General features: G+C 63.3%; 20 protein-coding genes and 1 pseudogene. 6 read left to right on the forward strand and 15 right to left on the reverse strand.

Annotated elements, in window-relative coordinates:
- Nucleotides 1–141 precede the first annotated feature (141 nt).
- Nucleotides 142–619 (reverse strand): annotated as a pseudogene (locus tag H040_RS05375) (LysE family transporter).
- 260 nt (nt 620–879) lie between these two features.
- Here H040_RS05375 and H040_RS05380 point away from each other — a divergent pair.
- Entirely contained in the window at nt 880–1,071 is a 192-nt protein-coding gene (locus H040_RS05380; protein ID WP_027918621.1) for a DUF4223 family protein, read from the forward strand.
- 306 nt (nt 1,072–1,377) lie between these two features.
- Here the strand turns inward: H040_RS05380 and H040_RS05385 are convergent, their stop codons facing one another.
- From H040_RS05385 to H040_RS05400, 3 genes are all read right to left on the reverse strand, one after another.
- Nucleotides 1,378–3,819 (reverse strand): TonB-dependent siderophore receptor, encoded by a 2,442-nt coding sequence (locus tag H040_RS05385; RefSeq protein WP_027918622.1) that lies wholly within the window; start codon nt 3,817–3,819, stop codon nt 1,378–1,380.
- A gap of 242 nt (nt 3,820–4,061) precedes the next feature.
- Nucleotides 4,062–5,027 carry a FecR domain-containing protein gene (locus H040_RS05395; protein ID WP_027918623.1) on the reverse strand — a complete coding sequence of 322 codons (966 nt, stop codon included), beginning with the start codon at nt 5,025–5,027 and terminating at the stop codon, nt 4,062–4,064.
- 4 nt (nt 5,028–5,031) lie between these two features.
- Nucleotides 5,032–5,562 carry a sigma-70 family RNA polymerase sigma factor gene (locus H040_RS05400; protein WP_027918624.1) on the reverse strand — a complete coding sequence of 177 codons (531 nt, stop codon included), beginning with the start codon at nt 5,560–5,562 and terminating at the stop codon, nt 5,032–5,034.
- A 333-nt stretch (nt 5,563–5,895) separates the two neighbouring features.
- On the opposite strand from H040_RS05400, the gene mqo reads away from it, so the two are divergent.
- A complete protein-coding gene (gene mqo, locus H040_RS05405) occupies nt 5,896–7,533 on the forward strand; it encodes a malate dehydrogenase (quinone) (RefSeq protein WP_027918625.1) in 1,638 nt (545 codons plus the stop codon).
- A 48-nt stretch (nt 7,534–7,581) separates the two neighbouring features.
- On the opposite strand, the gene H040_RS05410 is transcribed toward mqo, so the two are convergent.
- Genes H040_RS05410 through H040_RS05430 form a run of 5 tightly spaced genes read right to left on the reverse strand, consistent with a single transcriptional unit; the run spans nt 7,582 to nt 10,261 of the window.
- On the reverse strand, nt 7,582–8,025 hold the full coding sequence (locus tag H040_RS05410) for a hypothetical protein (protein WP_027918626.1): 444 nt from the start codon (nt 8,023–8,025) through the stop codon (nt 7,582–7,584).
- Between the two features lie 26 nt (nt 8,026–8,051).
- Nucleotides 8,052–8,372, reverse strand: a complete 321-nt coding sequence (locus H040_RS05415) for an AzlD domain-containing protein (protein WP_027918627.1) — start codon at nt 8,370–8,372, stop codon at nt 8,052–8,054.
- Nucleotides 8,351–9,052 (reverse strand): AzlC family ABC transporter permease, encoded by a 702-nt coding sequence (locus H040_RS05420; RefSeq protein ID WP_050437207.1) that lies wholly within the window; start codon nt 9,050–9,052, stop codon nt 8,351–8,353. Before H040_RS05420 ends, H040_RS05415 begins: the two co-directional genes overlap by 22 nt.
- A complete protein-coding gene (locus tag H040_RS05425) occupies nt 9,049–9,531 on the reverse strand; it encodes a GNAT family N-acetyltransferase (RefSeq protein ID WP_158541494.1) in 483 nt (160 codons plus the stop codon). The genes H040_RS05420 and H040_RS05425 overlap by 4 nt, the downstream gene beginning before the upstream one ends.
- Entirely contained in the window at nt 9,515–10,261 is a 747-nt protein-coding gene (locus tag H040_RS05430) for a 2OG-Fe dioxygenase family protein (RefSeq protein ID WP_027918630.1), read from the reverse strand. The genes H040_RS05425 and H040_RS05430 overlap by 17 nt, the downstream gene beginning before the upstream one ends.
- Before the next feature lie 202 nt (nt 10,262–10,463).
- Here H040_RS05430 and H040_RS05435 point away from each other — a divergent pair, with 202 nt between their 5' ends.
- From H040_RS05435 to H040_RS05445, 3 genes are all read left to right on the forward strand, one after another.
- Nucleotides 10,464–11,333 (forward strand): LysR family transcriptional regulator, encoded by an 870-nt coding sequence (locus H040_RS05435; RefSeq protein WP_050437208.1) that lies wholly within the window; start codon nt 10,464–10,466, stop codon nt 11,331–11,333.
- Nucleotides 11,334–11,488: 155 nt separating this feature from the next.
- On the forward strand, nt 11,489–12,133 hold the full coding sequence (locus H040_RS05440) for a hypothetical protein (protein WP_027918631.1): 645 nt from the start codon (nt 11,489–11,491) through the stop codon (nt 12,131–12,133).
- Nucleotides 12,133–12,744, forward strand: a complete 612-nt coding sequence (locus H040_RS05445; protein WP_027918632.1) for a helix-turn-helix transcriptional regulator — start codon at nt 12,133–12,135, stop codon at nt 12,742–12,744. The genes H040_RS05440 and H040_RS05445 overlap by 1 nt, the downstream gene beginning before the upstream one ends.
- Before the next feature lie 121 nt (nt 12,745–12,865).
- Here H040_RS05445 and H040_RS05450 read toward each other — a convergent pair whose 3' ends face one another.
- Nucleotides 12,866–13,201: an ArsR/SmtB family transcription factor gene (locus H040_RS05450; RefSeq protein ID WP_027918633.1), complete on the reverse strand. Its 336-nt coding sequence runs from the start codon at nt 13,199–13,201 to the stop codon at nt 12,866–12,868.
- 49 nt (nt 13,202–13,250) lie between these two features.
- On the opposite strand from H040_RS05450, the gene xenA reads away from it, so the two are divergent.
- Nucleotides 13,251–14,342 carry a xenobiotic reductase XenA gene (gene xenA, locus H040_RS05455; protein WP_027918634.1) on the forward strand — a complete coding sequence of 364 codons (1,092 nt, stop codon included), beginning with the start codon at nt 13,251–13,253 and terminating at the stop codon, nt 14,340–14,342.
- Between the two features lie 119 nt (nt 14,343–14,461).
- Here xenA and H040_RS05460 read toward each other — a convergent pair whose 3' ends face one another.
- The 5 genes from H040_RS05460 to H040_RS05480 all read right to left on the reverse strand — a co-directional run bounded on the left by H040_RS05460 (nt 14,462) and on the right by H040_RS05480 (nt 21,000).
- Nucleotides 14,462–15,709, reverse strand: a complete 1,248-nt coding sequence (locus tag H040_RS05460) for an NAD(P)/FAD-dependent oxidoreductase (RefSeq protein ID WP_027918635.1) — start codon at nt 15,707–15,709, stop codon at nt 14,462–14,464.
- Between the two features lie 2 nt (nt 15,710–15,711).
- Nucleotides 15,712–17,289: an aldehyde dehydrogenase (NADP(+)) gene (locus H040_RS05465; RefSeq protein WP_027918636.1), complete on the reverse strand. Its 1,578-nt coding sequence runs from the start codon at nt 17,287–17,289 to the stop codon at nt 15,712–15,714.
- Nucleotides 17,290–17,444: 155 nt separating this feature from the next.
- Nucleotides 17,445–18,392: a dihydrodipicolinate synthase family protein gene (locus H040_RS05470; protein WP_027918637.1), complete on the reverse strand. Its 948-nt coding sequence runs from the start codon at nt 18,390–18,392 to the stop codon at nt 17,445–17,447.
- Nucleotides 18,393–18,436: 44 nt separating this feature from the next.
- Entirely contained in the window at nt 18,437–19,363 is a 927-nt protein-coding gene (locus tag H040_RS05475) for a 4-hydroxyproline epimerase (protein WP_027918638.1), read from the reverse strand.
- Between the two features lie 23 nt (nt 19,364–19,386).
- Nucleotides 19,387–21,000, reverse strand: coding sequence for an APC family permease (locus H040_RS05480; protein WP_027918639.1), 1,614 nt, complete (start codon nt 20,998–21,000; stop codon nt 19,387–19,389).
- Nucleotides 21,001–21,274: the final 274 nt, after the last annotated feature.

Genomic DNA, 21,274 nt, shown 5'->3' on the forward strand with positions numbered 1-21,274 from the left:
GGCGCAAGGCGGGCAGCTCATCTGGCGCAGGATAGACTGGCCCGAAACGGATGTAGGAGCGGATTCATCCGCGATGCGCCGCGCGGGCGGCGCTCGATCTCACTGCCCACGCAAAAACCAAGGCGATCCCTTGGCCTCCCCCTATCTCATCGCCGCCAGCTTGATGCCAAACCCGACCAGGCATGCCCCGGCCAACCGCTCGAACATGTTGGCGATGCGTGGATTGGCCCGCATACGTTCGGCCAGCAGATGCGTCAGCACCACCGCAATCAACCCGTACAGGAAGGTCACCACTGCCACGGTGGCGGCAAGGAAGCCAAAGGTCACCAGCCCCTGGTGCTTCACCGGGTCGACGAGCAGCGGGAAGAAGGCCATGTAGAACATGATCGCCTTGGGGTTGAGCAGGGTGATCATCATGGTATGGCGCAGGGAGTGGCCGTTGTCCATGCGGCTGGCGCGAGGGGCGCCGCCGGCCACGGCCAGCCACAACAGCACCTGGTCACCCAGGATCACCCCGCAGGCCGGTGGCGGTAATCAGGGCGAAATTGCCAGGGCCCGGGATGGCCAGCACGATGATGAAGGCAATGACGAACGCGCCGTAGTCGGTGACGCCGAACATGGGAAACGCCTGTTGGGCAGTGCGAAGGCAGGCGCCTAGACTATCGCGCTTGCGGTTGCCCGTCAGGCATGGACTCATGGTCCTCTGGGGCTGCCGGTCAGCCCTTCGCCGGCAAGCCAGCTCCCACACCGACCGCGTCGGCATCGAGACATGCGCTGTACCTGCAGCAGCTTTTGAGACTTGGATCCAATGCCTGGGTTCTGTATCATCCCGCCGCCATCAGAAAGATGGCCGAAGATGAAGCATTTAAAGGACTTAGTATGAAAAAGCTGTTCAAGGCCACTGTCGCCGTTGCTGTCGTATCCGGCGTTGCCCTGCTGTCGGGCTGCACTGGCCAAGTCTACAACCAGCAGAAAAACTGCTCGTACGACTACCTGTTCCACCCTTCGGTTTCCATCTCCAAGGTCATCGGTGGCTGCGGCCCGATCGACAAGCTGCCTCAGCAGCAGTAAGCCTGGTGAACCCCCAGATCAGGCCGCTAGCGGCCTGATCCGAAGCCCCCGGTCATGCAAATGGCCGGGGGTTTTTGTTGGCCTCGAGCCACTTCATCTTGGCGTGCACGTTGTTGCAGGGGACTGGATGCCGCCGGTGATCACGCGCATGGGCGTCCCGGCGTGTGCTCAACCTTGTGGGAGCGGCCTTGTGTCGCGAAAGGGCTGCGCAGCAGCCCCGGCGAGAGGTGCATCAGCGTTGAATCCTGGGGCTGCTTTGCACCCCTTTCGCGACACAAGGCCGCTCCCACAGGTAGGGTGTCGCTTCTACCAGCGCAGCGATACCGTGCCTAGCAGCGTGCGCTCTTCACCCCAGTAGCAACGCCCGGCGTTGTTGCAACCTGCCACGTATTCCTTGTCGAACAGGTTGCGGGCATTGACCTCGACCGACCAGTTGTCATCGATCTCATACCCGACCTTGGCGTCTACCAATGTCACATCACCGGTATCGAGCTTGCCGTACAGGTTCGCCGGGGTGTACGCGAAGGTACTGTCGAAATGCCGGACGCCGCCTCCGATCTGCAGCCCTTTCAACACACCATCACGAAAGCGATAGGTGCTCCAGACCGAGGCCTGGTTGCGCGGCACGCCGGTCATCTGGTGGTCTTCATACAGCGACCCGGCCACATCCTTGGTAATGCGTGAGTCGGTGTAGGTGTAGGCGGCAGTCAGGTTGAGGTTCTCGCTCAGGTCGCTGTTGAGTTCCAGTTCCACGCCCTTGGCGCGGCTGGCGCCAATCTGGCGATAGTCACCCACGGCAGCGTCGTACAGCACGTCGTCTTTCTTGCGCAGGTCGTACACGGATGCCGTAAATGCAGTGTTCCAGCCCTTGGGCTCGTACTTGATGCCCACTTCGTACTGCTCGCTGGTGGTCGGGTCCAGCGCGCCGCTCTTGCTTTCGGTCTGCTGGGTCGGGGCGAAGGCAGTGGAGTAGCTGAAGTACGGCGACAGGCCGTTGTCGAACTGGTACATCACGCCGGTCTGCCAGGTGAAATCGCTGTCCCAGTTGTCCATGTCGGCTTCGGCATTGAGGGTGCCGGCCTTGTTGCGGAACTGGCTGTTGACCCGGTCCAGGCGCCCGCCGAGCAGCAGCACCCAGCGGTCGACCTTGGTCTGCAGCTGGCTGTACAGGCCGTACAGGGTCTGCTCGAGAAGGGCGTTCTGCACATGCAACGGCGTGCTCGGCTTGCCGTTCCACACCGGGTTGAACACGTTGATGGTGCCGCCGTTGCCGGCATCCCAGTCCTGGTTGAACGACGTGCGGTCCAGGCTCGCGCCCACCAGCACCGTGTGCTCGAAAGCCCCATCGATGAAGTGGCCTTCGAACTGGTTGTCCAGCGAGTAGGCGATGGACTTGTTGTAGCGGTCGTAGGCCTGGTTGCTCAGGGTGGTGCCGAAGCCGCCATTGTTGAGGTTGCCGGGCCACATTTCCTGGCGGTCGATGCGCGACTGCAGGTAGCGCGAGTTCTGGCGGAATTGCCAGGTGTCGTCGAAGCGGTGGCTGAACTCGTAGCCCAGGCTCCAGGTTTCGCGTTCGAAGTTATCCCAGTCCGGGTTGCCGGACAGCTGGTCCTTGTCGATCTTGCCGTTGGTGTTGTGCAGCAACGTGCCGGCGGCGGGGTAGCCCAGCTCCATCAGCGTGCGGTCGCGCTGATAGGTGGCCAGTACGGTCAGGCTGTTGAACTCGTCAAAGTTCAGGGTCAGCGACGGCGCAATGTACATTCGGTCGTCGGGCTGGTGGTCGATTTGAGTATCGGACTTGCGGCCCATCATCACCAGGCGACCGAGGATGTTGCCTTGGTCGGTCAACGGGCCAGAGACGTCGACCCCGAGTTGGCGCCGATTGTACGAGCCATAGCTGAGTTGCACTTCACCTCGGGCTTCGGCAGTGGGGCGTTTGCTGACCAGGTTGACCACGCCACCGGGGGCGTTTTCGCCATACAGGATCGAAGTCGGGCCACGGAACACTTCCACCCGCTCCAGGCCATAAGGTTCGCTGCTGGTGTCGTAGCGGTTGCCTTGCACCCGCAGGCCGTCGCGCAGCAGGCCATAGCCATAGTCGGTGGCGTTGAAGCCGCGGATGAAGAACAGGTCGCCCGCTTGCCCGTCACCACCGGCGAACGGTGGCGAGAAAATGCCCGGCACGTAGCCGAGCACTTCGGTCAGGGTCTGCGACTGCTGGTCGTCCATGCGCTGGCGAGTCACCACTGAAACCGAACGCGGGGTGTCGGCCAGTGCACTGCTGGTCTTGCTGGCGGTGGCGCTGGCCACGGCACGGTAGCCGCTGTCGCTCTGGCCGTTGCTGGCGAGCAGGGCGGCGGCATTGACCGTGGTGGCATCGAGCTGCAGTGCGCAGCCGTCGGCGGACGGTTGCAGCACATAGCCAGCAGTGCCTTGTGGCACGGCCTGCAAGTCACTGCCCTGAAGCAGGCGGGCCAAGCCCTGGGTGACGCTGTAGCGGCCTTGCAGGCCCTGGCTGGTCTTGCCGGCGGCCAATGCATTGCTGCCAGCCAGGTAGATGCCGGCCTGGCTACTGAACTGGTTGAGCGCACCGGCGAGCGAGCCGGGGGCGTTGTCGAAGTTCATCTGGGCATTGGCGGCCTGTTCGGCATGCGCCAGGGTGGCAGGCAGCATCAGTGGCGCGACGGCGCAGAACGAAAGCGGCGCGGCTAGCGCCAGACGATAAGCGGGGTGGAGGGGCTTCGGCATGCTGGTCCCTGGAATCGTTACGGTGGGATGTGAGGTGTCGTATGCGGGGTAAACCGAACGAAACGAGGAAAAGGGAACCGTGTTTGAAACTTTTTTTGCCGCGTATACAGACCCCTGTGGGAGCGGGTTCACCCGCGAACACCGGCGTAGCCGGTGCCATGCACTGTGTTGGATTCTTCGCGGGTAAAGCCGCTCCCACAGGGAAGCGCGAAAGCTGTGGGCCACTGTGCAAGGCCGGTCAATCAGGCCGGTTCGACACTCACCCACCACGGCGTGAGCCGCTGCACACGTACCGGCAATGCCGCCTGCAGCAGCGCCAATGCGCGGTCACTGTCATCGAGCGGGAATGCGCCCATCACCGACAACTGCGCGACCGCCGGGTGCCAACCCAGGTGACCATGGCGATAACGCCCCAGCGTTTGCAGCAATTGCGCCAGCGGCATGTCCTCGGCATTCAGGCGTTGATGGATCCACGATTCGCCGGCACTTTGCGCCGGCCGTGTAGCGCCAATGGACTGGGCGCTGAACTCAACCTGCTGGCCGGCCTGGACGATACGGCGCTCGCCACTGCCTGCGGTGCAGACCTCGACAGCGCCGGCGTACACGTCCAGGCGCGTGAGTTCATCTTGCTGACAGACCGCGAACCGGGTGCCCAGGGCTTGCATGCGCCCTTGAGTGGTATCGACGTAGAACGGGCGGCGAGCATCGTGGGCGGTTTCCACCAGGATTTCGCCAAAGCGCAGGTACAGCACCCGCGCCAGCAGGCTGTAGTCCAGGTCCACCGCGCTCTGCGCGCCGACCCACAGCTGGCTGCCGTCGGCCAGTCGGGTTTCCCGGGTTTCGCCGACGCCCGTGGCCAGGTCGGCACTCCAGCCTCTCAGCGGCGCCCCGCGCCAGGCACTCCAGCCCAGCAGCGAGCTGGCACCCAGCACCAGCAATGACTTGAGGCCGGTGCGGCGGGTGATGCGGCGCGCATCGTGCTCCCGCAGTACCCGGCCAGCCCCGCTGCCTTCGTGCTGCAGGGGCGCAAAACGCTGGCCAACCCTCTGCACGTATTGCCAGGCTGCCTGGTGGTCGCTGTGCTGATCGAGCCAGGCCTGCCATTGCCCTTGTACCTGTGGGCCGGCGTTGTGGTCCTGCAACTGCACATACCAGTGCGCGGCTTGCTGCAGGCTGGCGTGGCTGAGCTTGTGTGCCGCATGGGTCATGGGGTCATTCCACCAGCAGGCCGTCGAGTTCGGCTTCGAGGATGGCGCAGTGCAGCAACGCCTGGGCCAGGTACTTCTTGATCATGCGTTCGCTGACGCCGATGTGCGCGGCGATATCGCGATAGGCCAGGCCGTCGATTTGCGCCAGCAGGAACGCTTGGCGGACCTTGCCCGGCAAGCGCTGCAACATGGCGTCGACCTCATGCAGGGTCTCGACGATCAGCGCACGCTGCTCGGGAGAAGGCTGCAGGGCAGGGGGCTGCAAGGCCAGATGCTCAAGCCAGGCGTGTTCCAGCTTCTGCCGGCGCCAATGGTCGATGCACAGGCCGCGGGCGATGGTCGCCAGGTAGGAGCGTTCCGCCGACTGGCCTTCGAACTGGCGCGGACGATGCAAAATGCGCACGAAGGTGTCTTGCACCAGGTCGGCGGCATCGGGCCGGTTGCCAAGGCGCCGATAGAGAAAGCCCAGCAGCCAGCGTGAATGGCTCTGGTACAGGGTATGGATCGAACTGTTCAGCTCAGGAGTCGTAACCACGGCGGCATCCGGCGCGAGCGCGTATTGGGTGCGAATGAGAAGTGCTCGCAATACTAGGGGCGCTTGAACGATACTGCAATGGCTTCGATAAGCGCTTGGCCAGCATGAGACAACCTGCCGCCTTGCCTACTGCCGCGCAATTTGTTTGTGCTGGCATTTCGGTTACAATCAGCGAAACGATTCAGCCTTGTCGGTCAATTCGACAAAAGCCTGAGGCGTTTTCTGGTTCTCTGGCTGCTGAACAATCATCTACAACAAGCCTGCGCTGAAGAACAAGGAATACGCTGGGCCAGCCACAGGCCCAACCTCCGTTCTACTGACTGGAATTGATCAATGTTCAAGAAAGCTGGCAAGACCTTGCTGGGTCTGGCTGTTGCTGCGAGCTTCATGCAAGCGCACGCCGCAGAAACCAAGAAAGTCGATGTGCTGCTGGTCGGCGGCGGCATCATGAGCTCCACCCTGGCCGTGTGGCTGCACGAGCTGGAGCCAAGCTGGTCGATGGAAATGGTCGAGCGCCTGGACGGCGTCGCCGAAGAAAGCTCCAACGGCTGGAACAACGCCGGTACTGGCCACTCCGCGCTGGCCGAGCTGAACTACACCCCGGAAGACAAAGACGGCAACGTCAACATCTCCAAGGCCATCGAAATCAACGAAGCCTTCCAGATCTCCCGCCAGTTCTGGTCGTGGCAGGTTCGCCAAGGCGTGCTGAAGAACCCGCATTCGTTCATCAACACCACCCCGCACATGAGCTTCGTCTGGGGCGATGACAACATCAAGTTCCTCAAGAAGCGCTACGAGGCGCTGCAGGCCAGCCCGCTGTTCCGCCCGATGCAGTACTCCGAGGACCACGCGCAGATCGCCAAGTGGGTCCCGCTGATGATGGAAGGCCGTGACCCGAACCAGAAGCTGGCGGTCACCTGGACGCCAATCGGCACCGACGTCAACTTTGGCGAAATCACCCGCCAGTTCGTTGGCCACCTGCAGACCCAGAAAGGCTTCGACCTGAAGCTGTCCAGCGAAGTGCAGGACATCACCCGCAACGAAGACGGCTCCTGGCACGTCGAGTACAAGAACCTCAAGGACGGTACCGAATCGGCCACCGACGCCAAGTTCCTGTTCATCGGTGCCGGCGGCGGCGCACTGAAGCTGCTGCAGAAGTCGGGCATTCCTGAAGCCAAGGAATACGCAGGCTTCCCGGTGGGCGGCTCGTTCCTGGTGACCGAGAACCCGACCGTGGCCATGCAGCACATGGCCAAGGCCTACGGCATCGCTTCGACCGGTGCGCCACCCATGTCGGTACCGCACCTGGACACCCGCGTGCTGGACGGCAAGCGCGTGATCCTGTTTGGCCCATTCGCCACCTTCTCGACCAAGTTCCTGAAGAACGGTTCGTACCTGGACCTGCTGAGCAGCACCACCACCCACAACGTGTGGCCGATGACCAAGGTCGGTATCGACCAGTACCCGCTGGTCGAGTACCTCGCCGGCCAGCTGATGCTGTCGGATGACGACCGCTTCGACGCACTGCGCACCTACTTCCCGAATGCCAAGAAGGAAGACTGGAAACTGTGGCAGGCCGGTCAGCGTGTGCAGATCATCAAGCGTGACGAAGAGAAGGGCGGCGTGCTGAAACTGGGCACCGAAGTGGTAGCGTCCCAGGACCGCACCATCGCCGGCCTGCTGGGTGCCTCGCCAGGTGCCTCGACCGCTGCGCCGATCATGCTGAACGTGCTGGAAACCGTGTTCAAGGAAAAGGTCGCTACCCCTGAGTGGCAGGCCAAGATCAAGGAAATCGTACCGAGCTACGGTACCAAGCTGAACGACTCCGCAGCGGCCACCCAGAAAGCGTGGAACTACACCGCTGAAGTGCTGCAGCTGGAGAAACCACCGGTGATCGACGAGAGCGTCGGTACCACCGTTGCGCCGAGCAAGCCGGTTGAAAGCACGCCAGAGAACGACATGGCGCTTTGATCAGGCGCTGTGGGCAAGAGAAAGCCACGGGTAACCCCCGTGGCTTTTTTATTGCGGTTTCGTCATGGCGCTGTCGACGGCAAGCTCCTGCAGCACCTCGGTCAGGTCCAGGTCTACCGCCAACGCCAGGAAACTCACGTCACCCTCGTCACTGACGGGAAATACCTTGGCCTCGGTGGCGGCCCGGAGCACTACCTGGTCGCCGGGCATGACGTGCAGTTCCGAGCCATCGGCCATTTCCAGTTTCATGCTTCCCGAGGTGGCGAAGAGCAGCAGGTCGTTGCCTGGGTTCAAGTGTGCAGCTGCATGCAGATGGCGATATTCGGCAATCCAGCCATCGCGCAAAAACGTCTTGCTCAAGGCGTAGGCCAGCGAGCATTCCAGCGACAAGTCAGCCATTTCGTCGATCACCCGGTCACGTGGAACCTGGGGCATCAGGCGGGAAAATTCACTCAGGTTGGTCAAGGTGACTTTCCGGCGTGCAGGGCTCATAGCGGTTTCCTTTTCAGATCCGGGCCTCAAGCCAGCAGCGTGATCGCCACGTGCCCGGCCACACCGGCACACACGCTGTAGATCAGGCTCCTCGACCAGTAAGCGACAATGACCACCGGAATCGCTGCCAGCAGGTCGGCATTCAGGCCCAGCAGCGAGCCATCCTTGGCCACTAGCAAGGCGGGCACGGTGATGCTGGCGATGATTGCCACCGGCAGGTATTCAATGACGTCATTGAACAGCTTGGGGGACTTCTCCATCTTCAGCAGAAAGGGTGTCGCGCGGGTGAGGTAGGTGATGGCTGCCATCAGCATCACCGCTGCAATCAGGTAGTTCTTTTCAGGCATAGCCCTGCTCCACAGCCTACGGCGGTTGCGATGAATACGTTCAGGGGCGAAGGCGCAAACATGTTCAGCAGGCAGGTGGTAACGATTACCACCAGGGCGATGACGGCTTTGGTGAAGGTGCTGCACAGGGATATCAACACAAAGATCATCATTGCCGTCAGGGCATAGTCCAGCTTGAACTGGGAAAACCGGTTCAGCGCATCCGATGCCACCGCGCCAAACACCGCACCGGCAATCCAGCTGGCATGGCAATAGGTGTTGAACTGCAGCAGATAGCCAGGCGAGGTCGGCTTGCCGTTCTCCAGGCGCTGGCTGTGGAAGGCAAAGGACTCATCGGTCAGGCCGAATGCGTACAGCAACTTCTGCGACTTGCTGATCGGCAGTTGCGCGCTGCGTTTGGACATGTACATCGCCATCAGCATGTGACGCGAATTGATCAGCAAGGTCGACAAGGCAATGGTGATCAGGGGCGCGCTGGTGGTCATCAGTGCCAGTGCGGCGAACTGCGCCGCACCGGCATAGACGAACAGGCACATGGCGGCCGGCAGCCACAGGGGCAGGCCGGCATTGATGCACATCACGCCAAACACGAAGCTGACGACGAAATAGCCAGTAACGATCGGCAGAGCGTCGACCAGGCTTTCCTTGCGCGAGGTGGTCAGCAGCACCGACGAGGTCACAGGTCGACCTCGCAGGTGATTTCACCTCGGGTTTGCAGGAAGCCCTGCTTGCGCCAGAAGCTCAGTGCGTTGGGGTTGTCCTCTTCAACGAACAGAAACACCCGGCGAATACCGTGCTGGCGGAAATCGCTGAGGATCGAATTGGCCAGTGACGTGCCGATCCTGCTCTGGCGATAGTCCGGCGCCACCGCCATATGGTTGATGGTGCCCCGTGTGCCCATCAAACCCCCGGCCACCGCGCCGACGATGGAGCCGGTGTGGTTTTCGGCCATGTAGCAATACGTATGCTCCGAACCGAGCAAGCCTTTGAGCAGCACTTCGTCCTGCCAGTCGCAGAACGAGGTTTCCTCGAAGCGACGGAAGAAGTCGACGATCTTGCGGGCATGAAAGGGGGTTGCTTTCTTGATGCTCAAGCCATTGATGCGTTCGGCCGTGAACAACTTCGGCGCCGTGCCGATGTAGTTAGTCGATAATGTCATGCTCGCTGCCCGGTCGAGAGAAGGAAATAGCGATAATCTGCCGGTAGCCCATTTCCGAGGGGCTCGGGTTGATCGCCGGGGTGACATAATGCTGCAATTCACGGTCGAGGAAGTAGGTGGTGTCGAGGATATTCAGGTAAGTACCGGAATCGATCACATTCGACTGTTTGTCGTAGATGTTGCTGGTGGCACCCTCGACATTATGGCGGCCCCAGAAGTGCACGCCGCTGAACGGATAACCGTCGCAGTGAATACCTTCGGGGGTGATTTCGATCTGCGCCCCCGGTTTGATCTCGATACGGATCTGGTGCACCTGGCATTGCCAGTTGACCGTGTGCAGCTCTTTTGGCAGCACGGCCTTGTACACGTCGAAGTCCAGCCGAATCAGCGAGCGCAATATCGGTGAGTTGAAAACGTCGGCAGAAATGTCGTCGAAGTGACGTGCCATGCCACCGACATAGGCGTTGTGCGCCTCGGATTGTTCATAGGCACGGTGATTGAGTTGGCACAGTTCGCCGGTGACCGGGTTGAAGTCGAAGTCGCTGTAGCGGCGGTAGCGAGTGCCTTTGTCGGCCTGGCCGTAATAACGGTCGACCCCCATGGTTTCCCAACTTTTGGAAAACTCGACGAACTCTTTGAAGCCCCCGGTCAACGCATAGTCACTGCCCATGACATTGACCGTCTTGTTTTGTCGCAGGGCAGTATCGATGTTTCTGTTTAGTGTCAGCATGGCCATCTCTTCTTATAAAAAACTGGCGAAAATCTAACAGTTGAATCGCGCGCAGAAACTTCACTTTTTTTTGACGTGCCTCAACCGTTGCTTGCTACCCGGCCGGCGTGCACCGTTAGCGGGCAGACAGTGCCGGCTGTTGTGCGTTATCCTCGTGGCTTTCGTAGACGGTCTGCGTCAGCGGAATGGGGAGGGAGATTGAATGGACATCAAGGTGCTCAAAAACATCGTGAACGTCGCCCGAACGGGGTCGATCACCGATGCGGCCGAACAGGTTCACGTCACGGTCCAGGCCTTGGCCGCTCAGTTGAAAAAACTTGAAGATCATTGCGGCTTCAAATTGTTCGACCGGACCAACAAAGGGGTATCGCTGACCCAGGAGGGTGTGGGCATCCTGCCGCATGTCCTGGAAATCGTGCGTTCGTCGGAGCGCATGCAGCTGAAGATCAATCAGCTGCGCCAGAGCCGCAATCAGCGCCTGCCTTTGCGCGTTGCCCTGAACAGCACGCTGTCGATGGAAATCAACCAGCAGATCATGGGCGGCGTGGTCAGCAAACTGTCAGGCTACAGCCCGATCTTCAGTTGCTCCGAGTCGCCCGACAACCTGACCAAGCTGGCCAAGGACGAAGCGGACATGGTGGTGGTGCTGGGCGACAGCGTCCCTGAAAACTACCATTCGGTGCCGCTCAAGGGGTTGCGCATCGAAGTGGTCGCCTCGTCATCGACCAACGACCGTTCGGCGCCATGCGCGGTAATCAAGCCATTGCCCGAGTGCCCTTACTCCTCGATCTTTTCCCGCTTCGCCGAGCGCCGGCCCGGCATGCTCGAAGCCGCTACCGTGTTCCATTCGGGCAGCGAGATCGTCAGTGTTTCCATGATCAAGAGCTTTGGCGGGGTGGGCGTGTTGTCCCGTGCCGTTGCCGAGGCCAATGAACTGTTCATCTGGCCCGGCTTCTCCGATTTCCTCGATGTGTACCTGGTCATGAAAGAGCCGTGGATCATCGAAGAGGAGTTCCCGCTCTTCTGCGCGGTGCCCACACCCATACGCAGCTTTGACGCCATCAGCGCCTGACCTGGCATCGCGGTGCGCAGAAGCCTCGGAACATCCGTGGCTTCTTGCTTTCAGCGGGCAAACCATTGATCGGAATTTCGCGGCCGGGCCAATAAAAACATATTTTGATGCTTAAATTAGTCTTGTCAGTCGATCCCCTCCAGGAGGGTGCCGTCATGAACATCAAGATTGCCACCTTACTGCTGCTCGCCCTGTGCGCCCAGCCGGCATGGAGCCAAAGCTACTCCTACTCCTCTGCAACCCCCGCCGCCAAACCTGCTGAATCCGGTGCGATGACCACGCGCATGGCCCTGCGCGATCTGTGGGTCGAGCATATCTTCTGGGTGCGCAACTATGCCGTCGCCAACCAGGCCGGCAACGCCAAGCAGGCTGCAGTTGCCGCCAACGAAGTGGTGAGCGATGCCACCCTGATCGCCAACAGCATCGCCCCACTGTACGGCCAGACCGCCGCCGATCAATTGCTCAAGCTGCTCGCCGGCCATTGGGGCGCAATCAAGCACTACAGCGATGCCACCGTGGCCAAGGACAAAAAGGGCCAACAGGCTGCTGTCGACGAGCTGGGCAGCAATGCCAAAGCCATTGCCGCGTTCTTGGCCAAAGCCAACCCCAACCTGCCAGAGCAGACCCTGCTGACCTTGCTCAGTGCCCACGGTGGCCACCATGTGGCGCAGATCGACCAGCTGGCCGCCGGTGACTACGCGGGCGAGGCGCGTACCTGGGCGATGATGCGCGAGCATATCCTGACCTTGTCCGACGCCCTGGCGGCGGCACTGGTCAAGCAGTTCCCGGACAAGTTCTGATGCTCGAAGGCCTTGGCCGTACCCAACAGGACCTGCTCCACGCGTTGCTGCATCAGCCGGTCGGCATGAGCATCGACGAGCTGGCGCAGGCCCTGGCCGTTACCCGCACGGCGGTGCGCCAGCACTTGGCCGCGCTGGAGCGCGACGGCCTGGTCAAGCGCGGCGCTACCCGGCCTACCGGGCGCCGGCCAGAGCAGTTGCACCAGCTGACCGAGCATGGCCGCGAGCTGTTCCCGCGGCAGTATCCGCTGCTGGCCAATCTACTGATTGGTGAAGTCGCGGGCTTGATGGGGCCCGAGGCGTTATTGGCGCTGATGCGTCAGCTCGGGCGCAAGCTGGCGGCAGACCTGGAATCTGATGTGGTGGATGAAGGGCGGATCGTCGAGCACATGAACGCGGCGGGGTATGAGGCCAAGGTGTTTTTCCGTTCGTCAGGTGAACCGCAGATCGTGGCGCACAATTGCGTGTTCCATCACTTGGCCAAGGCGCATCCGGTGGTGTGCGAGCTGGATCTGGCCTTGATCGGTACGCTTGGCGGCGCCGAGGTCAGCCATGAGGAATGCATGTTGAGAGGCGGGCAGGTGTGCCGCTTTGCCCTGCGCAAGGAATGATGTTGCCTGTACTGGTCCCTTCGCGGGTGAACCCGCTCCCACAGGAAAAGTGCAAGGCCAGAGGGCAGCGCCGTACCTGTGGGAGCGGGTTCACCCGCGAAGAGGCCAGTACAGGCTGAAATCAGCTCTGCTGGAGGATGCAGTCCAGCAACCCGGGAAACCGCTCGGCCAGCATCTCGCTGCGCAGCGAATTCATGTGGGTAGTCCCGACATTGCGGGTGTGCACCAACCCCGCATCACGCAACACGCGAAAATGGTGCGACATGCTCGACTTTGGTCGCCCGCCATCGAGTTCGCCGCAGCTGGCCTCGGCCACGCCGGCCAGATGGCGGACGATGCCCAGGCGCACCGGGTCGCTCAGTGCATAGAGCACACGCTCGAGAATCAGGTCTTCAGGGTTGGGGTGTTGGTAGGCTCGCATGACCGTCATGATAACGGGGGTTTCATTAATTGCCATAGTTCGATTATGATCGAACTATCGTATTCAGATGACCCGGAGCTTGCCCATGTCTGCCCTGTTCCAACCTTACACCCTCAAAGATGTCACTTTGCGCAACCGCATCGCCATCCCGCCGATGTGCCAGTACATGGCCGAGGACGGACTGATCAACGACTGGCACCAGGTGCATTACGCAGGCATGGCCCGCGGCGGCGCCGGCCTGCTGGTGGTCGAGGCCACTGCAGTAGCCCCGGAAGGGCGCATCAGCCCCGGTTGCGCCGGGATCTGGAGCGACGCCCATGCCCAGGCCTTCGTGCCGGTGGTTCGGGCGATCAAGGCTGCAGGCTCTGTGCCGGGCATCCAGATTGCCCACGCCGGGCGCAAGGCCAGTGCCAACCGCCCGTGGGAAGGCGATGACCATATCGCGGCCGACGATGCCCGTGGTTGGGACACCCTTGCGCCGTCCGCCGTTGCCTTTGGCGCGCACTTGCCTAAGGTGCCGCGCGAGATGACGCTGGATGACATCGCCCGCGTCAAACAGGATTTCGTCGACGCCGCCCGCCGCGCGCGTGATGCCGGTTTCGAGTGGATCGAACTGCACTTCGCCCATGGCTACCTGGGGCAAAGTTTCTTCTCCGAGCATTCCAACAAACGCACCGACGCCTACGGCGGCAGCTTCGAGAACCGCAGCCGCTTCCTGCTGGAAACCCTGGCTGCAGTGCGCGAGGTGTGGCCGGAGCACCTGCCGCTGACCGCGCGTTTTGGTGTGTTGGAATATGACGGTCGTGACGAGCAGACCCTGGAGGAGTCCATCGAGCTGGCGCGCATGTTCAAGGCCGGTGGCCTGGACTTGCTGAGCGTCAGCGTCGGCTTCACCATTGCTGAAACCAGCATTCCATGGGGCCCGGCGTTCATGGGGCCGATCGCCGAGCGGGTACGCCGCGAGGCCGGCATCCCGGTGACCTCGGCGTGGGGCTTCGGTACCCCGCAGCTGGCTGAGGCGGCCTTGCAGGCCAATCAGCTTGACCTGGTGTCGGTCGGGCGTGCGCACCTGGCCGACCCGCACTGGGCGTACTTCGCGGCCAAGGAGCTGGGTGTGGAGAAGGCCTCCTGGACCTTGCCCGCACCTTACGCGCACTGGCTCGAGCGTTATCGCTGAGTGATGCCGGGGGGCTGCTTTGCAGCCCTTTCGCGACACAAGGCCGCTCCTACAAGGGATCGCGTTCTGCTGTAGGAGCGGCCTTGTGTCGCGAACGGTCCGCACAGCGGCCCCCGAATCTAGAACCGATCCAGTCGATAAGCCGCGGTCGCCGATCCGGCTGGCCGCTCAACCATCTCCCCCACCCATTCCGCCGTCACCGCCGCCTGGGTCAACCCCAGATGCTGATGCCCGAACGCCAACAAAACCCGCCCATCGCACACCCGGTCGATCACCGGCAACGAGTCCGGCAACGATGGCCTGAAGCCCATCCACGGTGTAGCGCCTTCAACACTCAGTTCCTGCTGGAACAACCCCGTGCTCAACCGGTGCAACTGCCACGCCCGCTGCATGCTTGGCGGCGCATCGAGCCCGGCGAACTCCACCGTGCCGGCCAGGCGCAGCCCATCGGCCATGGGCGTCATGATGAACTTGCGCTCCAGCGAAGTGACCGCGAACGGCAGGCGCTGTTGCTCCTGCGGCAGCATCAGGTGGTAACCACGCTCAGTGTCCAGCGGTACACACTTGCCGGTCAGCGCCGCCGTCAATTGCGCAGAATGTGCGCCGCAACTGAGCAGCACCTGGCGTGCGTTGAACGTCCCCCGGTCGCTGGCCAGGCTGACCCCGTTGCCGTGCAGTTGCCCACCCGCAACCCGCGCCTGAACGAAACGCACACCGCTGGCCTTGGCGGCCTCGAACAGCGCACAGACCACCCGGTAAGGGTCGATGAAGTGCCCGGTACGCGGGAAGAACAGGCCACCCAGCAGTGCAGGGTTCAGCTGTGGTGCTGCCTCGCGAACGGTCTCGGCCGACCACAGGTCCACCGCCACGTTCTGCTCCTGCATGCGCGCGCGCAAGGCCTGCAGCGCCTGGCGTGACTCGGGCCGCTCGAACACCAGCAACGAGCCATCTTCCTTGAACAGCTCGCTGCGCCCGATCGAGCCCAGCAAGCGCTGCCATGCCCCCAGGCTGCCTTCGTTGAGCGCGCGGATGCCGGCCACGCTGCGTTGGAACGGCGCCGGGCGCACGTTGAGCAATAGGCGGGTGAACCACGGCATGGCCTTGGGCAGGTACTTCCAGTCCAGGCGCAGCGGGCCCATCGGGTCGAGCAGCATGCGCGGCAGGCGCTTGAGGATCGACAGGTCGGCAATCGGAAACACTTGCTCGGTGGCCAGGTGCCCAGCGTTGCCGTAGGAAGCACCGTGGCCGGGCGCCTGGTGATCGAGCAGCAGCACCCGACGGCCCTGGCGGGCCAGTTGCAGGGCACAGGCAACGCCGACGATGCCGGCGCCGACCACGGCGATATCGGTTTCGGGGGTGTCGACCATGCTCAACCTTCCCGTTTACCGTCAAGCAAGCGCCGAAGCTGCAACGGGTTGCCGTGCTTGAGCGCCTGCGGCAGCAGGGCATCGGGGAAGTCCTGGTAGCACACCGGGCGCAGGAAACGCAGGATCGCCGCCGTGCCGACCGAAGTGGTGCGGGCATCGGAGGTGGCCGGGAATGGCCCGCCGTGGACCATCGCGTCGCACACCTCGACACCGGTCGGCCAGCCGTTGACCAGGATACGCCCGGCCTTGCGTTCCAGTGTCGGCAGCAATGCGCGGGCACTGGCGATGTCGGCATCGTCCAGTTGCAGCGTGGCGGTCAGCTGGCCTTCAAGGTGCTCGGCCACCTGGCGGACCTGTTCGTCGCTGGCGCAGGCCACCACCAGCGAAGCGGCGCCGAACACTTCGGCCTGCAATCTCGGGTCGCTGAGAAATGCTTCGGCCTGGGCCACGAACAGTTGCGCCTGGCACTGGTTCGGCCCTTGCTGCGCCTGACCGCTGGCGGCGACTGCAGCGTTAGGGTTGTCGGCCAAGGCGCCGACGCCAGCTGCATAGGCGCTGAAAATGCCGGGTGTCAGCATGGTTTGCGCGGCGGCCTGGCGCACGTGTTTGCTGGCAGCGTCGATGAAGCGCTGCAACGCCGGTCCCTGGCGGGCGATCACCAGCCCGGGGTTGGTGCAGAATTGCCCGGCACCCTGGGTCAGCGAGGCGACGAAGCCTTGTGCCAACGCTTCGCCACGGGCCTGCAGTGCTGCGTCGAAGAGGAACACCGGGTTGATCGAACTCATCTCGGCGTAGACCGGAATTGGCTCCGGGCGTGCCTGGGCCGCCTGGCACAGGGCAAGGCCACCGCTGCGCGAGCCGGTGAACCCGACCGCCTTGATACGCGGGTCGCTGACCAGGGCGATACCCACTTCATGGCCGGCGCCGTACAGCAGCGAGAACACACCTTCCGGCAGGCCGCAGTGGTTGACGGCGCGGGCCACGGCCTGGCCGACCAGTTCGCTGGTGCCGGGGTGTGCGGCGTGGGCCTTGACCACCACCGGGCAGCCGGCGGCCAGCGCCGAGGCGGTGTCGCCGCCGGCTACCGAGAAGGCCAGGGGGAAATTGCTGGCACCGAATACCGCCACCGGGCCCAGGGCCACCTGGCGTTGACGCAGGTCGGCGCGCGGCAGCGGCTGGCGCTCGGGCAGGGCGTTGTCGACCCGCACATCCAGCCATTCACCGCTGCGTACCACGCGGGCGAAGGTGCGCAGTTGCGTGCAGGTACGGCCACGTTCGCCCTGGATGCGTGCCTTGGGCAAGCCGCTTTCGGCCACGGCGCGGTCGATCAGGGCATCGCCCAGCGCTTCGATTTCGCTGGCGATGGTTTCAAGGAAACGGGCACGTTGTTCCAGCGAGGTTTCACGGAAGCTGTCGAACGCCGCCCAGGCCAGTGCGCAGGCCTGGGCCACGTGTTCGCCGGTGCCGCCGGCGTAAGCGGGTTCGAGGGCCTGGTTGGTGGCCGGGTCGATGGCGCGGATCGCATCGCGGCTGCCGGTGACGGCGGTCTGGCCGATCAGCAGGTTGCCTGTCAGGGTCATGGGGCGTCCTTTGACGTCGAATTCAGTATCAGGGGTACCACGCCCCCTGTGGGAGCGGGTTTACCCGCGAAGAGGGCGACTCGGTGCATGGCACCGGTTTCGCCGGTGTTCGCGGGTGAACCCGCTCCCACAAGGGGCCGCAGTGCGTTTGGGGATCAGGCCAGGTTCTGCTCGGCCGACCAGCTGGCGTACCACTTGCGGAACAGCGCGTACTGCTGCTCGGCATAGTTGCGCTGGGCGTCGGTCAGCACGTCGGTTTCGTTGAAGTGCAGGCTGTATTCGGTGTCGCCGTTGAGCACCATCAGGTGCTTGTAATACAGCACCAGGTCGCAGCCTTCATCGAACGACGACAGCACCGCCAGCGCCGATTCCAGTTCACGTGCCAGGCGGCGGGCCTTGGCGTCGCCCTTGGCGGCCTGCTTGCTCAGGCTCACCAGCTGCAGCACTTCACGCGGCAGGGCGTTGCCGATGCCGGTGATGGCACCGGTGGCGGCGCAGTTGACGAAGCCGTGTACCACCTGGGTGTCGACGCCGACCATCAAGGTCACGTCGTCATCCTTCGAAGTGATGTGCTCGGCGGCGTAGCGCAGGTCGGCGCCGCCGCCGAACTCCTTGAAGCCGATCAGGTTGGGGAACTCGCGGCGCAGTTCGAAGAACAGGTCGGCGCGAGTAGCGAAGCCGTAGTAGGGGCTGTTGTAGATCACCGCCGGCAGCTTTGGCGCGGCGGCGAGAATCGCCGAGAAGTGGTGCTTCTGGGCGATCAGCGAGGCGCCGCGGCTGAGCACGCGGGGGATGACCATCAGGCCGGCGGCGCCGACCTTGGCGGCGTGGGCAGCGTGGGCCACGGCTTCACGGGTATTCACTGCGCCGGTGCCGACAATGGTCGGGATACCGGCGGCCACCAGGCGGGCCACGCCTTCCTGGCGTTCGGCTTCGGTCAGCAACGGCCAGTCGCCCATCGAGCCGCAGTAGACCACGGCGCTCATGCCGGCCTCGATCAGCTCGCGGCCCTTGCGCACCAGGGCGTCGAAGTCCGGCTTGCGCTCGGCGGTGCAGGGGGTCATCAGGGCAGGCATGGTGCCGGTGAAGATGTTGTCGGTCATTGTTGTCACTCCTGGCGGTATTCAGTTGGGTAGAAAAGCCGGGGTCAGATGCCCCAGGCGAACGGGTCCTGTTCGTCGATCAGCAGGGTGCTGTCGGCGGTCATGTAGGCGCGGCCGGTGATGAACGGGCGAATACGATCGCCGTCGCGCTCGTAGCGGCCGTGGAACTGGCTGCCGGTGATGCTGGCCTGCACCCAGGTCTGGCCTTCTTCGAGCTTGCCGTCGGCGGCCAGGCAGGCCAGCTTGGCGCTGGTGCCGGTGCCGCAGGGCGAGCGGTCGTAGGCCTTGCCGGGGCACATGACGAAGTTGCGGCTGTCGGCATTGGCGTCGTCGGCGAACAGCTCGACATGGTCGATCGGCGCGCCGTTCTCGCCGGTGATGCCCTGGGCTTCGAGGGCCTTGAGCATGGCCCAGGTGTACGCGGTGAGGGTTTCGCGGTTGTCCAGCTCGATGCGCTGGCCGTGCTCTGCAACCAGGAAGAACCAGTTGCCGCCCCAGGCGATGTCGCCATGCACCACGCCGTGGCCGGGCACGTCCACCGCCACCTGCTGGCGGTAGCGGTAGGACGGCACGTTGCCGACGGTGATGGCGCCGTCCTCATGCAGGGTGGCGCAGACCTGGCCGACCGGCGTGTCGATCTTGTGCACGCCCGGCTCGATCAGGCCCAAGTGCTGCAGTGAGGCGATCAGGCCGATGGTGCCGTGGCCGCACATGTTCAGGTAACCGGCGTTGTTGAAGAAGATCACCCCGCAGGTGGCGTCGGCCGAGACTGGCGGGCAATACAGCGCGCCGACCAGCACATCGTTGCCGCGTGGCTCCAGCAGGCAGGCACGGCGCCACTGATCGTGCAGCTCGCGCAGTTCGTCGCGCTGCTCGGCCATGCTGCGCCCATGCAGCGGGGGGAAGCCTTTGATCACCAGGCGGGTCGGTTCGCCGCCGGTATGCGAGTCGATGACGTGAATCTGTTTCATGGGCTTGTCCATTGCTTGAAGGGTCAGGAGACGACGGCGGCGGGGCGGCCGGTATAGGTTTCAGTGCCGGCTTCGCTTTCGTCCTCGCCTTCCAGGCGTACCAGGTGGGCTGGCACGCCGGTGGCGGCGCCCCAGTAGTAGATGCCCAGGGCGCAGACGGCCACGGCCAGGGTGTCGAACGGGTGGCCGAGCACGCCCAGGCCGCCGAAACTGCCCAGCCAGGACAACAGAATGGTCACGGCGTAGAAGCCGATCAGCCAGGCAGACGAACGTACTTGCTGGGCCAGCGACAGGTGCTGGGTCGGGACGAAGCGGCCGCACAGCAGGTAGAGCACGAACATCACGATCTGCAGGGCCAGCAGCCAGGACACGGTGTTCCAGCCCGACCAGTAGACGATCAGTGCGGCGATGATGAACGACAGCGGGCCGAGAACACCCATGCCCTTGACCCGGAACGGGCGCGGCATGTCCGGCGCATTGCGGCGCAGGGCGGCGACGGTGACCGGGGCCACGGCGTAACTCAGTACCAGGGCGGCGGAAACCACGTTGATCAGCGCTTCCCAGGAAGGGAACGGCAGGGTCCAGAACACCGACAAGGCGAAGGTCAGCCACAGTGCCGGGCGCGGGATGCCGGACTCGGCATCGATGCGGGTGAAGTACTTGAAGAAGGTGCCGGTCTGCGCCCAGCCATAGACCACGCGCGGGGTGGCGTTCATATAGATGTTGCCGCAGCCGCTGGGCGAGATCACCGCGTCGGCCACCACCAGGTAGGCGAGCCAGCCGACCCCCAGGGCCAGGGCGATGTCACGGTAGGGCAGGGCCAGTTCCGTGGTCACTGCAGCCCAGCCGTTGGCGATCATCTCGGTCGGCACGCTGCCGAGGAAGGCCAGCTGCAGCAGGGCGTAGATCGCGGTAGAGAGCAGCACCGAGAGGATCAGCGCGATCGGGATGGTGCGCTGCGGGTTCTTCACCTCGCTGGCCACCGAAATGATCGGCGTCAGGCCCAGGTAGGCGAAGATGATGCCACCGGCCGACACTGCCATTTCCACGCCAGACAGGCCGAATGGGGCAAAGCCCTGGACTTCGAAGTTTTCCGGCTTGAAGAAGCTGAACAGCACGCCGATCACCAGCAGCGGCACGATGAACTTGAACACGCTGACCAGGTTGTTGGCCTTGGCGAAGGTCTTGACGCTGCGGTAGTTGAGGAAGAAGAACAGCCCCAGCAAGGCGAACTGCACCAGCCAGCCGAGTACGGTCGGGTCGCTGGAACCGGCCTTGGTCAGCCCCGGAAACCACGCTGCGGCGTACTGGCGCGAGGCGACCACTTCGATGGCGATCAGGCTGGAGAAGGCGATCAGGGTGATGAACCCCATCAGGTAGCCGAGCAACGGGCCGTGCGAGTACACCGGGTAGCGCACCACGCCACCGGCACGCGGCAGGGCGGCACCGAGTTCGCAGTAGACGATGCCCAGCAGCAGCACGGCGAACCCGCCGAGGAACCAGGAGAGGATACCGGCCGGGCCGGCGATGGCCGAGACGTGGCTGGCGGCGAACAGCCAGCCGGAGCCGAAGATGGCGCCGAGGCCGATGAAGGTGAGGTCGAGCAATGACAGCTGTTTCTTGAATTTGCCTGACATGGGTGCGCCTTTTTGTAGGTTTTGGATAGGCAGGTCTGATGTCACGTGATGCGGCTTTTTACAGCCGCGCTCTTGTCGTTTTGGGCGGCTTGCGTGGGGCATAGAGTGGACCCGAACCGGGGAGGGGTTCTTGATGGTTTTCTGCAGGGTGGATGACGAAATCGGCACAGTTGCTTAAAAGCCTGGCGCTCGGGATGGGTAGGTATATAGGCTGGAAGGCATGCCGCATAAGGGCTGTAGAGGTGCGTTGGTAGTGCTGGCCTCTTCGCGGGTA

Origin of the sequence: Pseudomonas sp. URMO17WK12:I7 (assembly GCF_003269045.1) — a bacterium.
Lineage (GTDB): Bacteria > Pseudomonadota > Gammaproteobacteria > Pseudomonadales > Pseudomonadaceae > Aquipseudomonas > Aquipseudomonas putida_J.